This is a genomic window from Bradyrhizobium sp. (assembly GCF_019244115.1).
GTDB lineage: Bacteria > Pseudomonadota > Alphaproteobacteria > Rhizobiales > Xanthobacteraceae > Bradyrhizobium.
The window spans coordinates 15,173-28,562 of record NZ_JAFATE010000297.1; the positions used below are offsets into that span (position 1 = coordinate 15,173).

The following is a 13,390-nucleotide window of genomic DNA, read 5'->3' on the forward strand; positions in this document are numbered from 1 at the left end:
CTTGAAGTCCGTGCTGCAATGCACGATCTTTGCTCGGTACCGTGCCGGGGGCGATCAGAAGAGTTGGAATGACTGAAACCGAAATCAGTCTCGAAGCCGTGCCCGCCGTGGCCGATGTTCCGGTCGAGGCGTGGGATGCGTGTGCCAATCCCGGAGCAGGCTGCGCGGCTCACAGCCTCAACGGATCTGCTTCATCCGCTTTCTCAGCGGAGCTTGCCACCGCTTCCCTGTCAAATTCAAAGCCTTACTACAACCCCTTCGTTTCCCATGCATTTTTCGCTGCGCTCGAATCTTCGGCGTCGGCTTGCGCGCGCACCGGCTGGGGGCCCCGTCATCTCCTGGCAAAAATAGACGACCGCATCGTCGGCATCGCGCCCTGCTATCTGAAATCGCACTCGCAAGGCGAATATGTCTTCGACCGCGGCTGGGCCGAGGCCTATGCGCATGCCGGCGGCCGCTATTATCCAAAACTGCAGGTCTCGGTTCCCTTCACGCCGGCAACCGGTCCGCGGCTCCTGATCCGCGACGGTGTCGATCGCGAGCGCATCAGTGCGGCGCTAGCCGAGGGGCTGATCGCGCTGTGCGGCATCAGCAAGGCCTCGTCAGCGCATGTCACTTTTGCGCGGGAGGCGGAATGGAAGCACCTCGCCGAGCATGGTTTCCTGCAGCGGACCGACCAGCAATTCCATTGGCACAATCACGGCTTTTCCAGCTTCGACGATTTTCTCGCCACCCTCAATTCGCGCCATCGCAAGCAGATCAAGCGCGAGCGCCGCGACGCCGTTGTCGCCGGCATCACCATCCATTGGCTGACCGGCAGCGACATCACCGAAGAGGTTTTGGACGCCTTCTTCGCCTTCTACATGGAGACCGGCTCGCGCAAGTGGGGCCGTCCCTATCTGACCCGTGCGTTCTTCTCGCTGGTCGGCGAGAGCATGGCGAGCGACGTGCTGCTGGTGATGGCCAAACGCAACGACCGCTGGATCGCCGGCGCGATCAATTTCATCGGCTCGGACACGCTGTTCGGCCGCAACTGGGGGACGATCGAACACCATCCGTTCCTGCATTTCGAAGTCTGCTACTATCAGGCCATCGACTTCGCCATTCAGCATCGCCTGCAGGTGGTCGAGGCCGGCGCCCAGGGCGAGCACAAGATCGCGCGCGGCTACCTGCCGCAGACCACCTACTCCGCCCATTACATCGCCGATCGCTCGCTGCGCCGGGCCATCGCCGACTATCTGAAACGCGAGCGCGCCTATGTCGCCGAGGCCGGACGCGAGCTCAGCGAAGCCGGGCCGTTCCGCAAGGGTGCAGACGAGACGCCTTGACGTCCCGCCGCCGACGGTGCGAGTAGCACACGATGAGATGAGGCTCGATCGGAGCCGCGCCGGAGGTGCACCCCCTCTCCCCGCTTGCGGGAAGAGGGGTTGGGGTGAGGGGGAGTCTCCACCAGCCGAGTTTGTGGAGAGTCCCCCTCACCCGCATCGCTGCAGCGACATAGCCGAAGCTTCGCTTCGGCGTTCTTAAGAACGGCCGCCGAAGGCGGCCTATACTCTCCCCGCAAGCGGAGAGAGGTAAGCGGCGAGTGCGGAGAAACCGCTTTCAACTTCATCCCGCTCTGGAACGCGAACTTTTGAGGGAGCCGCCATGACCGCCTACGACCCGAACAACATTTTTGCAAAAATCCTGCGCGGCGAATTCCCCTGCCACAAGGTTTTTGAGGACGACCATGTGCTGGCCTTCCTCGACATCATGCCGCGCTCGCCGGGCCACACGCTGGTCATCCCGAAGGCGTCCGCCCGCAACATCATCGACATCAAGCTCGAAGACTATCTGCATGTCGCGCGTGCCACCCACAAGATCGCGGCCGCGGCGAAGACTGCCTTCAACGCCGACGGCCTCACCATCCAGCAGTTCAACGAGGCCTCCGGCGGCCAGGTCGTGTTTCACCTTCATGTGCATGTGATGCCAAGGCATGACGGCATCGCGCTGTTGCCGCCGGCGAGCCGCCGCGAGGACGCAAAGGTGCTCGAAGACCATGCGGCCAAACTGATCGCCGCGCTGCAGGGGACGTAAATGTCAGTTTCGTCATTCTGGTCCTGAAACTGCAAATCGCCGGACCCCGTCAGGGTTCGCAGATCGGGCCCGTTGCATCGTCTCGATGCTCGTGTCGGCTGCCGAACGTCGCCAGACCCAATCAAGGCATAGGACCTGAGCGGTCGTCAGCGACCGGACCGCCGTGCAGGGCGGCGACGACAAGCGCGGCGCGGGCCGCTTCAAACGCGCTGGTAGAAAACCACCCAAATTAAACCTCGCTCCGATGGAGGTGTTCTTGTTGCGGAGCGGCGAAATCAACCTAACCACCTCCAGGGAACCTGCTCGATTGTGCCCGGTTGGTATTACTCCTGAGAGCGGGGGGACCTTGCGCGCCAAAAAAGTCCTATCCCATCGACGATCTCTGCGCTGCAATGGCTCGCACGTGTCGGGCGATTGGGGGCCCAGGAATGCCGTGATCAGACCGCAAGGGGGTTTTCATGAAGGCTGATGGGCCGGCGAAGCTGCCGTCGCGTCGCGTTGCTGGCATAGAAAAATCACCGACCGGGATCAGCGGCTTGGACGAAGTGACCTATGGCGGGGTGCCAAAGGGCCGGCCAACATTGCTCTGCGGCGCGGCGGGCTGCGGCAAGACCCTGTTTGGGCTGACATTCCTTTACAAGGGCGCAGTAGAGTTTCACGAGCCAGGCGTTTTCATCACATTCGAAGAGCAACCGGAGGACCTGGTCAAGAACGTCGGTTCGCTCAACTACGATCTGGAAGCGCTGATCGCCGAGAACAAGCTCGCCTTCGACCACGTCCGCGTCGAACCTACGCAGATCGCCGAATCGGGCGACTATGATCTCGATGGACTTTTCATCCGACTCGGGCACGCAATCGATACGGTGGGCGCCAAGCGGGTCGTCATCGATACCATTGAGACGTTGTTCAGCGGACTTCAGAATCAGGCCATGCTGCGCGCCGAGTTGCGCCGGCTGTTCGAGTGGCTCAAAGAAAAGGGCGTGACCGCGATCATCACGGCCGAACGTGGCGACGGAACGCTGACGCGCTACGGGCTGGAAGAATATGTGGCCGATTGCGTGATCGTGCTCGACAACAGGGTTCAAGATCAGCTTTCGACACGCCGCTTGCGGGTCATCAAATACCGCGGGTCGGCGCACGGCACCAACGAGTATCCGTTCATCATCGACGAGCAGGGCATCACCGTGATGCCGATTACGTCGAGCGGACTCACACACCAGGCCTCCGCCGAACGTGTTTCAAGCGGAATACCCGACCTCGACGCGATGCTCGAAGGCAAGGGTTACTTCAAAGGCTCCAGCATTCTCGTATCCGGAATGGCCGGCAGCGGAAAATCGACGGTCGCGGCGCATTTCATCAACTCCGCCTGCGCGTCGGGCGAGCGTTGCATCTATTTCGCGATGGAAGAATCGCCGCAGCAGATCATGCGCAACATGCGTTCGATCGGGATCGATCTGAAGAAATGGGTCGACGAGGGTCTGTTGAATTTCAAGGCGCGACGACCGAACCTATACGGTTTGGAGACCCACCTGGCGGGGATGCATCGGGACGTCGCCGAGTTCCAACCCGCCGCGGTCGTCGTCGATCCGATGTCCGCGCTGATGGGCGCGGGCATGGCCAATGACGTACATTCAATGATCCTTCGGCTCGTCGACTTCCTGAAGGAGCGCGCCGTTACGGCGCTGTTTACGAACCTGAACACCGGTTCGGCGGAGAGCGCGGCCACCGCCATGCAGGTTTCGTCGCTGATGGATACCTGGCTGTTGCTCTACAATCGCGAGGGCAATGGCGAGCACAACCGGCAGATCTATCTCCTGAAATCGCGCGGCATGGCGCATTCCAACCAGATACGGGAGTTCATCCTGTCGCCCAACGGCATCAAGCTGCGCGAGGCCTATGTCGGACCGGCAGGTGTCTTGACCGGCTCGGCACGTCTTGCACAGGAGGCCAGGGACAAGGCCGAAGCCCTCACCCGCGAGCAGGAGATGCAACGGCGCTCTCGCAATCTGGAGCGCAAGCGACGCGAGATCAGTGCGCAGATCGAAGTCTTGCAGGCTCAACTCGCCCGCGAGGTCGACGAGGACGCGCTCCTCAATCGCGAAGACGTCGTGCGTGAGGACCAGCTGGCCACCGACCGTGCTGCAATCGCCAAGAGCCGGCACGTCGCGGCAACGCCAGGCCCGAAAGCTGCCACCACGCAGAAGAGCCGATTGGAAAAGCCATGACGGACCAGGACGGATACAATCTCAGGCTCTACGTTGCCGGCCAAACCCCGAGATCGATGGCCGCCATCGCGAACCTGAAGAAAATCTGCGAACAGCATCTTCCCGGCCGTTATGAGATCGAAATCGTCGATTTGATCAAGAATCCAGCCCTGGCCCGACGGCACCAGATCGTAGCGATTCCAACGCTGATCCGCGAGTTGCCGGAACCACTCAAGCGAATCATCGGCGATCTGTCCAACGTCGAAAAGGTGCTGGTCGGTCTCGACATTCAGCCAACCTGAATGAGTGTTCCATGTCAGATCTCGAGCCTACGATTGCGCCGCCGCCGCTGTTTCAAGACGCTGACGAAACCATTCGCGCCATACATCACGGGCATGTGGACGCTGTGGTGGTCATCACGGATCAGGAAAGCCCCGAGATCATCCTGCTTCAAGGCGCCGACAAACCTTATCGCGTCCTTGTCGAGCACATGAGCGACGGCGCCCTGACGTGCGGGACCGATGGCACCATCCTTTACGTCAATGGGCGGGTCTCCGAGCTCACCGGCCATCCCGCGGACGACCTCGTTGGCCGACGCATCGCCACGCTGTTCGAGGGTAACGGTCCGCGGCTGAACGCGGACGTGTCGATGGAGGCGACACTGTTGCGCGCCGACACCACGTCGGTCCCGGTCAAGGTCTGGACCCGCGCGATTTCGATCGACGATTCGAACGTGACGACATTGGTCACGCTGACAGATCTTTCGATGCATCGCCGCGCTGAACAGATCGCTGCAGCCGAACGCTTCGCCCGATCTGTTCTCGAACAGGCCACGGAAGCGATCGTCGTGCTGAGTCCCGGCGGCCACATCACGCATGCAAGCGCGTTGGCCGAGGAGCTCGCCGAGCAGCCGCCTGTTGGTTGCACGTTTTCGAAGGCGTTTCCGCTCGAGGCGCAAAGTGCCGATCAGGCCGGAACATTGGCGCGCTTTTCCGCCGAGAGTCTCGACCGCCTATTGGCCGCGAAACCTTTCCACGGCGTGGAAGTCAAATTGCGGGGCGAGCGGCTGTCAAACCGTTCTTTCCTGCTCAGCGCGGGCCCGCTTTACGATGACAACAAGGCATGTGTCGGGTCGATCGTGACGCTCACGGACATAACCGAGCGGAAGCACGCCGAGGAACAGCAGGCGATGCTGGTCGCAGAGCTCAATCATCGGGTCAAGAACATCCTTGCGATCGTGCGATCGGTGGCCTCGCAGACGGCAGGGTCCTCCTCATCACTGGACGGTTTTACGGCGGCGTTTTCGGGGCGCCTCAAGGCGGTAGCGCTTGCGCATGACATTTTGACCGAGACCCGGTGGATCGGCACCGGCCTCAAGGATCTGCTCAGCGCGGTCCTCTCGCCCTATCACTCAGTCGATAGCCGACGTGTGACGATCGACGGGCCGGCCATCCTGCTCCCGGCCGATGCGCTGCTTCCGCTCTCCATGGCGTTTCATGAGTTGGCCACGAACGCCGCGAAATACGGCGCTCTGTCGTCGGAAGACGGGCGGATCGATATCACTTGGCGATTGGCCGGCGCTGGTCAAACGGTCGAACTGGTATGGCTCGAGCGGGACGGTCCGAAGGTGGAACTCGGCAGTTCGTCGGGATTCGGAACGCGGCTGATCGACCGCGTCATCGCCTACGATCTCGACGGGGGGAGCGAATTCGACTTCGATCCGCTTGGGCTGCGCTGCACGCTCAGATTTCGAGTGCGAGCGGACCCGGCCTCAGGCGTCAAATCGGCCATCCCTTAGCGAATTGCCAAACACCAGCTCGCAGACTCGCCGCAGTTCGCGTTCATCAACCGGCTTGCCGATGCGCGGCAGCATCCGAAAATTCATTGGATAGAAGTTTATGTCCTGGTAGCCCGAGCTAATGATGAGCGGCAGCCTCACGGCCTGGAGCCTGGGCAAGATCTCGAAAATCAGCTGGCCGCGCAGGTTGACGTCGAGGAGTGCACCGTCGCACCAGCCTTCAACTGCATGCCGCAACACTTCTTCGACCCGAGACACCGGTCCGACCACCGTACAGCCCAACCGTTCCATCATTGCTGCGAGCTCGAACGCAATGAAGCTCTCATCCTCGGCGATCAGGATACGTTGACCAGCCAGTGGAACTTTTTCGGCGGGCACGACACTCCTCCCTCGGTCTGGATGTGCCATGTCGAACGTTCCAGGCGTGAAATATTTCCATTCCAGGTGGGATCGGCATCCGAGCGCCTTGTGCAATTGGTACCTGGCGCCGCTGCGCTCGCGAACATGAACGCGCCCTGGCCCGCGCAGGGCATCGGTTCATGGGTACACGTCCGACCGCGTTTTTTCCACCCTGATTTGCCCGACAGGACTGGGCAAGAATGCTGTTAAGCAGCTGAAGCAGCTCGGCGAGGCGCGCCTTCGCGCCGCGCCCACCATCGGGAGTCGGAATTGCGTCAAGGTGGACACGCTTCGCATTGCCCACCCTTACATCTTTGAAACGTTGAATTGGAAGAGCGCTGCCACCCCGCGGCGTCATTGCGAACGAAGCGAAGCAATCCAGAGCTTTGCGCCACTCTGGATTGCTTCGTCGCTTCGCTCCTCGCAATGACTACTCCATCTCGAAGTCGCCGGGCTGCGGCGCCGACAGCGGCGAGAACTCGCAGCGATCGGGCTTGATGTCGAGCAGCGGCGTCTCGTCGAGGCAGTCGAGCCCGCGCACCAGCACGGTATTGGCCTCCAGCGCCACGAATCTGACAATCGATGTCGCGATCGGATTGGGGCGTACCGGCGAGCGCAGCGAAAACGTGCCGCGCGTCGACTTGTTGTTTTTCGGGCTTTGCAGCACGAGGTCGCGGCGCGACTGGTGCAGCCAGTAGATCACTTCGAGATTGGAGTAGAAGTCGACCCCCTTCAGCGCCGGCGCCCAGGGCTCGAAAATCTCCAGCCGGCAGACCGGGCCGTCGAGCCGTCCCTGCCGGGGCGTCATCAGCCGGGAGGTCCAGGGCGTGCGGATGCGGCCGATGAAATACAGCGCCGCATCGCGTGGCGCCGGCGCCTCGATCGCGACCTCGCCCTCGCGGATTTCCTGCTCTCGAACCATTTTTTGTCCCTGTACCAAGATTGCACGGAATTTTTAGCGCAAGATCACCGCCGTGGCGATGTCACCCGAGCCACCATTGGCCCGCGAGCTGACGATTTCGCCGCGACGCCGGCGAACCCGCAATCTCGAGATTCTGAGGTGCGCAATCGCGGACCATCGTTCGATGCGGAGCCAGTCATCCGGCCGCGCTCCGCGGACCGGGCGGCATCGCCCCGGAATGAGGGAGTGTCATCCCCGCATGTTCCGCAGCACAAAACAGGCGCCGCCCGCCTTCCTGATGCGGCCGCAGATGTCGTCCGCAGCGGGACGCGTATCGGCGCCGATCCGCACCATGTAGAACATGTGGGAGCCGCGGCTGCGCTGGACCGAGGCCAATAAGCTCGGGTCCTGTTCGCCGACGACGCCGGAGAGATGTTTCATCGCGCGCGCATACATCGCAAGGGCCCTGTTGCGATCGAAACCGGCGGCAAGCTGCACGCCCCAGAGTTTGGCCGCGGCAAGCTTCACATGCTGCTCGAGCTGGGCAACGAACGGATTGGGCGCGCGCTTCAGCAGCGCGATCAACTGGCGGCATGTGGTTGCCGGCGCCTGCTCCGGCGTCTTGCCGCCCTTCCCCGCTCCGGCCCAGTCGTCGATGCTCGAACCGGTGATGGCGGTGACATAGTTGCGCGTCTCCTGCGGCATCGACCCCTTGCCGCCGAGCCAGTCCTGAACCCTGCGCGGACCGGCATTGTAGGCGGCCGCGGCAAGCCCGAGATTGCCGAACTGGTTGCGCAGCTCGGCGAGAAATTCAGCCGATTTCGGCAAGGCCTGAACCGGGTCAAAGGGATCAAGAAGCCGCCGCTCGCTCGCAGTGCCCGGCATGAACTGCGCGATGCCTTCGGCGTGCTGGCCGCTGCGGGTCATCGGCCCCACGGCATTCGACTGGAACCGGCTCTCCTGCCAGATCACGCGGGCGAAGAATTCCAGGGGCAGGTCGTTGGCGCGCGCCGCCGACTCGACCATCAGGCAGATCGCTTCGCGCGTGCCGCTTTCCGGCGCATCATCCGCCTTCTGCAGTTCGGGCCGTGCGAGTTCCTCGACGCTTGGATGCACGACGCGGGCGGGCGCGGACGGCACCTCGTCGCCGGCGGAGGCCTCGGCCAGCGACATGAGCACCGACAGACAAACGCAAAGCACTGCCCGCATGGCGGTGAAACTCCGCCAGTCCGCGCAATGTTCCTCGAGCGCCCAGGGCTTTGCTGCCGTGGCCGGCGGTCCGGACATGATGGCCGCAGTTTAGGTTAATCCGACAATCTCCGGCGCGCGATCTTCCCTATCGACCGGAACCCCGTAGAATTACGGTACGGAAGGGCTGGAGGAAACCATGCAGGATCGGCGTCAAAGCGTGCGGGACAAGGTGCTTTACGGCGGCATCGCCGGGGCCGGCGACAGCGGCGGCACGATGGATTGCGTGGTCCGCAATTTCAGCGAGCACGGCGCCTGTGTCGAAACCGGCGCGGGGGCCAGGCTGCCCGAGGAGGTCAAGCTGACCATCGTCCGCAAGGGCCGCTCGTTCCTTGCCCGGATCATCTGGCGCGAGGCCAACCGGCTCGGGCTCGCCTTCGGCACCATGATCACCGATCCGGCCGCGAGCGACCTCGATGCGCGACTGCGCCGGAGCGAACAGAAGAAGCGGCAGCTGCAGCGCCGCATCAATGAACTGCTCGGCGAAGGCTGAGTATTGCTGGCCCGCTACGTCGGCCGGACGTGGCGAGCCGAACGCGCGATGCAATCGCCCTCGCTGGAAATAACTCAACCTATCCGTGTGGCGCAAATATACCCGGCGCTGTTCCTCCAGATGGGGCCGGTTCGGCGCAGTTTCTGAGGATTTCTCACCCGCCGCAGCCGCGGCCCTTGCTCTAGGACTGAGCTTGCGGTTGACTGCGCCCGGGCTTGGGGAGAAGTACATGCGTATTGTAGGGGCACTGGCGTTCTGCGCCATTCTTGGCGGCTGCGCATCAGTCACGCGCGGCACAACCGAAACCATCAGCATTTCGTCGACACCATCGGGAGCCGAGGCCGAGATCAGCGGGCTCGAAGCGCCGATGACCTGCACGACGCCTTGCGCGGTCGTCGCCAAGCGCAATGCCGATATTTCCGTCGCGGTCAGGAAGGAAGGTTACGAGCCGCAGGTCATACAGTTGACCAAGGAGATCCCGGCTGCGGGCGCGGCCGGCTTCGCTGGCAACGTCATTGCAGGCGGATTGATCGGCATGGGCGTCGACGCCGCAACGGGCGCGGCGACCGATCATAAGCCGAACCCGGTGATCGTGACGTTGCAACCGAGGGGTGCCGGTTCACCCTCGCGACGGCACAAGCCGGCCGCACCTCCGCCTCCGCAAGCCGGAACGTAAGGACGCGCGCGAGTTGCCTGGCTCGACGCTTGCTGGCCAGGGAGGCGGCACGCGGCCGGCTGAGCTTGATATGCGCCCTCCACGAACGCCGAAATCAAAATAGCTCGGCCGCCCGCGCGGCAGTGATTGCGTCGGGCGCAGCACTGGACTGATGGAACCCCTGGTTGCCCTGCCCGGTTGGCCGTGCTCTGGCTAGCGTTGTCTTGACGCGTTTTCCTCACCCCGAAACGGTACCCACTTCGCTCGAAAACGCGCTGGGTTCAGGGAGACCTAAGACAGCGCATGTCGCAGACGATGTCAGCTTCCATTGTCGAGCAGGCCGACGGCCTGCCGATGCCGCAGCGCTATTGGGCCATCCTGACCATCGCGCTCGGTATCATCATGGCCGTCGTGGACGGCGCCATCGCCAATGTCGCGCTGCCGACGATCGCGGGCGATCTCAACGCCTCGCCGGCGTTCTCGATCTGGATCGTCAACGGCTACCAGCTCGCGATCACGATTTCGCTGTTGCCGCTCTCCTCGCTCGGCGAGATCATCGGCTACCGGCGGGTCTATTTGGCGGGGCTGTTGCTCTTCACGCTGGCCTCGCTGTTCTGCTCACTGGCACATACGCTGACGCTGCTGACACTCGCGCGCATCCTGCAGGGATTCGGCGCCGCCGGCATCATGAGCGTCAACGCCGCGCTCGTGCGATTCACCTATCCGCGCGACCAGCTCGGGCGTGGCATCGGAATCAACGCCGTGGTGGTCGCGGTCTCGGCTGCCGTAGGTCCGACGATCGCCGCCGGCATTCTTGCGGTTGCAAGCTGGCCCTATTTGTTCGCGGTCAACGTTCCGATCGGGATCGCGGCGTTGGCCCTCGGCTCGCGCTACCTGCCGCACACCCAGCCCGCCGCCCACGCATTTGACTGGCAGAGCGCGGGACTGAGCGCAGTGGCCTTCGGCGTCGGCATCGCGGCGATCGACAGCCTTGGCCATGGCGAACCCATCGCAACCTGCCTGCTCGAATGCGCCGTGGCGGTCGCTGCCGGCGCCACGCTGCTGTATCGCGAAACCCACATGTCGACACCGCCGCTGCTGCCGGTCGACCTGCTCAGGATCCCCGTCTTCGCGCTCTCGATCGCGACCTCGATCGCATCGTTCTGCAGCCAGATGCTGGCCTTTGTCGCGCTTCCCTTCTACCTGCAGAGCCGATTTGGTTATTCGGCCGTTCAGATGGGTCTTCTGATCACGCCCTGGCCGCTTGCCGTGGCCATTGCTGCTCCGATCGCGGGCCGTCTGGTCGAGCGCTATCCGGCGGGCTTGCTCGGCGGGATCGGGCTCGGCGTCTTCGCGCTGGGCCTGCTGACGCTGGCGATGCTCGGAGAGCACCCGACGCCGTCGGACGTGATCTGGCGCATGGCGCTGGCCGGCTTCGGTTTTGGCCTGTTCCAGACACCGAACAACCGCACCATGATCGCAGCCGCCCCGCGCGAGCGCTCCGGGGGCGCCAGCGGCATGCTCGGCACCGCACGGCTGCTCGGACAGACCATGGGCGCGGCGCTGGTGGCGTTGTTGCTCGGGCGCTATCCGGTCGAGGGGACCCAGCTCTCGCTGTTCACAGGCGTGGGCTTTGCCCTGCTCGGCGCGAGCCTCAGTCTCCTGAGATTGTCGGAAAAAGGCGCCCGCGGCGCTGAACATGTCCGCGTCCATGATGCCCAGCGCCTCAAGGGCGAATGAGACGATCCGGCGCGTGCACCAACAAAAAGGCCGGCTGCGGCAGCCGGCCTTTTGCAGGTCGCGATTCAATTCCGGTCAGGCCTTGACCAGCGGCCCCTTCGAGACCGGGCCCTTGGAGCCGCCGCCACCGCCATTCGGACCACCCGGCCTCGGCGGCTTGCGCTTGCGGGCGACGGGAAGCTTTTCCGGCTTCGGCGTGACCGGTCCTTCGACATATTCGAAGCCGATCTTTTCCGCATCCGCACTGGCATTGGCCTCGTCCTTGACGAGCACCACGCGAACGTGGCCGCCACCCTTGAGCTTGCCGAACAGCACTTCGTCGGCGAGCGGCTTCTTGATGTGCTCCTGGATCACGCGGGCCATCGGACGCGCGCCCATCTGCTCGTCGTAGCCATGCTTGATCAGCCAGGCCTTGGCCGGCTCGGACAGTTCGATGGTGACGTCACGATCGGCGAGCTGGGCCTCGAGCTGCAGCACGAACTTCTCGACCACCATTCCGATCACGTCTGCATTGAGATGCGCGAACGAGACAATCGCATCCAGCCGGTTGCGGAATTCGGGCGCAAACTGACGGTTGATCGCCTCGTGGTCGTCGCCTTCCCGCTTGTTGCGGGTGAAGCCGAAAGCCTGGCGCGCCAGATCCGCCGCACCCGCATTCGTCGTCATGATCAGGATCACGTTGCGGAAGTTCACCTGCTTGCCGTTGTGGTCGGTGAGCCGGCCATGATCCATGATCTGCAGCAGCACGTTGTAGAGGTCGGGATGCGCTTTCTCGATCTCGTCCAGCAGCACCACGCAATGCGGATGCTGGTCGACGCCATCGGTCAAGAGGCCGCCCTGGTCGAAGCCGACATAGCCGGGAGGCGCGCCGATCAGGCGCGACACCGTGTGCCGCTCCATATATTCGGACATATCGAAGCGCAGCAGTTCGACGCCGAGCGTCGCCGCGAGCTGCTTGGCGACCTCGGTCTTGCCGACGCCCGTTGGTCCCGAGAACAGATAGCAGCCGATCGGCTTCTCCGGCTCGCGCAGGCCGGCGCGTGCCAGCTTGATCGAGGCCGAAAGCGACTCGATCGCCTTGTCCTGGCCGAACACCACGCGCTTCAAAGTCTGTTCGAGATGTTTCAGCACCTCGGCATCATCCTTCGACACGCTCTTGGGCGGAATCCGCGCCATTGAGGCGATCGTCGTCTCGATTTCCTTGATGCCGATCGTCTTCTTGCGCTTGCTCTCCGAGACCAGCATCTGCGCCGCGCCGGATTCGTCGATCACATCGATCGCCTTGTCCGGCAGCTTGCGGTCGTGGATGTAGCGCGAGGAAAGCTGAACCGCGGCCTCGATGGCCTCGTTGGTGTATTTCAGCCGGTGATAGTCCTCGAAATACGGTTTCAGGCCCTTCAGGATCGCAATCGCGTCTTCGACCGTCGGCTCGTTGACGTCGATCTTCTGGAACCGGCGCACCAGCGCCCGGTCCTTCTCGAAATGCTGGCGGTATTCCTTGTAGGTCGTCGAGCCCATGCAGCGGATCGTGCCCGAGGCCAGCGCGGGCTTGAGCAGATTGGAGGCATCCATCGCGCCGCCCGAGGTGGCGCCGGCGCCGATCACCGTGTGGATCTCGTCGATGAACAGGATGGCGTTCGGGTGCGCCTCCAGTTCCTTAATGACCTGCTTCAGGCGCTCTTCGAAATCGCCGCGATAGCGCGTGCCCGCGAGCAGCGTGCCCATGTCGAGCGAGAACACGGTGGCGGCCGCAAGCACTTCGGGCACCTCGCTCTCGACGATGCGCTTGGCGAGCCCCTCGGCGATCGCGGTCTTGCCGACGCCGGCTTCGCCGACGAACAGCGGGTTGTTCTTTTGGCGGCGGCACAGCACCTGG

Annotated in this window: 12 protein-coding genes; 8 read left to right on the forward strand and 4 right to left on the reverse strand. The window is 63.3% G+C overall.

Annotated elements, in window-relative coordinates; all coding sequences use genetic code 11:
• Positions 1-68 precede the first annotated feature (68 nt).
• From JOZ76_RS13315 to JOZ76_RS13335, 5 genes are all read left to right on the forward strand, one after another.
• Positions 69-1,328: a GNAT family N-acetyltransferase gene (locus tag JOZ76_RS13315; protein ID WP_291699091.1), complete on the forward strand. Its 1,260-nt coding sequence runs from the start codon at positions 69-71 to the stop codon at positions 1,326-1,328.
• A gap of 319 nt (positions 1,329-1,647) precedes the next feature.
• Positions 1,648-2,076, forward strand: coding sequence for an HIT domain-containing protein (locus JOZ76_RS13320; protein ID WP_291699092.1), 429 nt, complete (start codon positions 1,648-1,650; stop codon positions 2,074-2,076).
• Positions 2,077-2,534: 458 nt separating this feature from the next.
• The gene (gene kaiC, locus JOZ76_RS13325) at positions 2,535-4,301 is read left to right on the forward strand and encodes a circadian clock protein KaiC (RefSeq protein ID WP_291699093.1); all 1,767 of its coding nucleotides are present in this window, start codon (positions 2,535-2,537) and stop codon (positions 4,299-4,301) included.
• Entirely contained in the window at positions 4,298-4,582 is a 285-nt protein-coding gene (locus JOZ76_RS13330; protein WP_291699094.1) for a circadian clock KaiB family protein, read from the forward strand. Before kaiC ends, JOZ76_RS13330 begins: the two co-directional genes overlap by 4 nt.
• An 11-nt stretch (positions 4,583-4,593) precedes the next feature.
• The gene (locus tag JOZ76_RS13335; protein WP_291699095.1) at positions 4,594-6,078 is read left to right on the forward strand and encodes a sensor histidine kinase; all 1,485 of its coding nucleotides are present in this window, start codon (positions 4,594-4,596) and stop codon (positions 6,076-6,078) included.
• Here the strand turns inward: JOZ76_RS13335 and JOZ76_RS13340 are convergent.
• From JOZ76_RS13340 to JOZ76_RS13350, 3 genes are all read right to left on the reverse strand, one after another.
• Positions 6,052-6,456: a response regulator gene (locus tag JOZ76_RS13340; RefSeq protein WP_291699096.1), complete on the reverse strand. Its 405-nt coding sequence runs from the start codon at positions 6,454-6,456 to the stop codon at positions 6,052-6,054. The genes JOZ76_RS13335 and JOZ76_RS13340 overlap by 27 nt on opposite strands.
• Before the next feature lie 451 nt (positions 6,457-6,907).
• Complete coding sequence (gene tsaA / locus JOZ76_RS13345; RefSeq protein ID WP_291699097.1) at positions 6,908-7,399, reverse strand: tRNA (N6-threonylcarbamoyladenosine(37)-N6)-methyltransferase TrmO; 492 nt, start codon at positions 7,397-7,399, stop codon at positions 6,908-6,910.
• 228 nt (positions 7,400-7,627) lie between these two features.
• Positions 7,628-8,551, reverse strand: coding sequence for a lytic transglycosylase domain-containing protein (locus JOZ76_RS13350; protein WP_291699102.1), 924 nt, complete (start codon positions 8,549-8,551; stop codon positions 7,628-7,630).
• 214 nt (positions 8,552-8,765) lie between these two features.
• Between JOZ76_RS13350 and JOZ76_RS13355 the strand changes: the two genes are divergently transcribed.
• The 3 genes from JOZ76_RS13355 to JOZ76_RS13365 all read left to right on the forward strand — a co-directional run bounded on the left by JOZ76_RS13355 (position 8,766) and on the right by JOZ76_RS13365 (position 11,514).
• Positions 8,766-9,119: a PilZ domain-containing protein gene (locus tag JOZ76_RS13355; RefSeq protein WP_291699098.1), complete on the forward strand. Its 354-nt coding sequence runs from the start codon at positions 8,766-8,768 to the stop codon at positions 9,117-9,119.
• 229 nt (positions 9,120-9,348) lie between these two features.
• Complete coding sequence (locus JOZ76_RS13360; protein ID WP_291699099.1) at positions 9,349-9,795, forward strand: PEGA domain-containing protein; 447 nt, start codon at positions 9,349-9,351, stop codon at positions 9,793-9,795.
• A gap of 294 nt (positions 9,796-10,089) precedes the next feature.
• On the forward strand, positions 10,090-11,514 hold the full coding sequence (locus tag JOZ76_RS13365) for an MFS transporter (RefSeq protein ID WP_291699100.1): 1,425 nt from the start codon (positions 10,090-10,092) through the stop codon (positions 11,512-11,514).
• Positions 11,515-11,589: 75 nt separating this feature from the next.
• On the opposite strand, the gene JOZ76_RS13370 is transcribed toward JOZ76_RS13365, so the two are convergent.
• A partial coding sequence (locus tag JOZ76_RS13370; RefSeq protein WP_291699101.1) for an AAA family ATPase occupies positions 11,590-13,390 on the reverse strand: 1,801 nt, incomplete at its 5' end.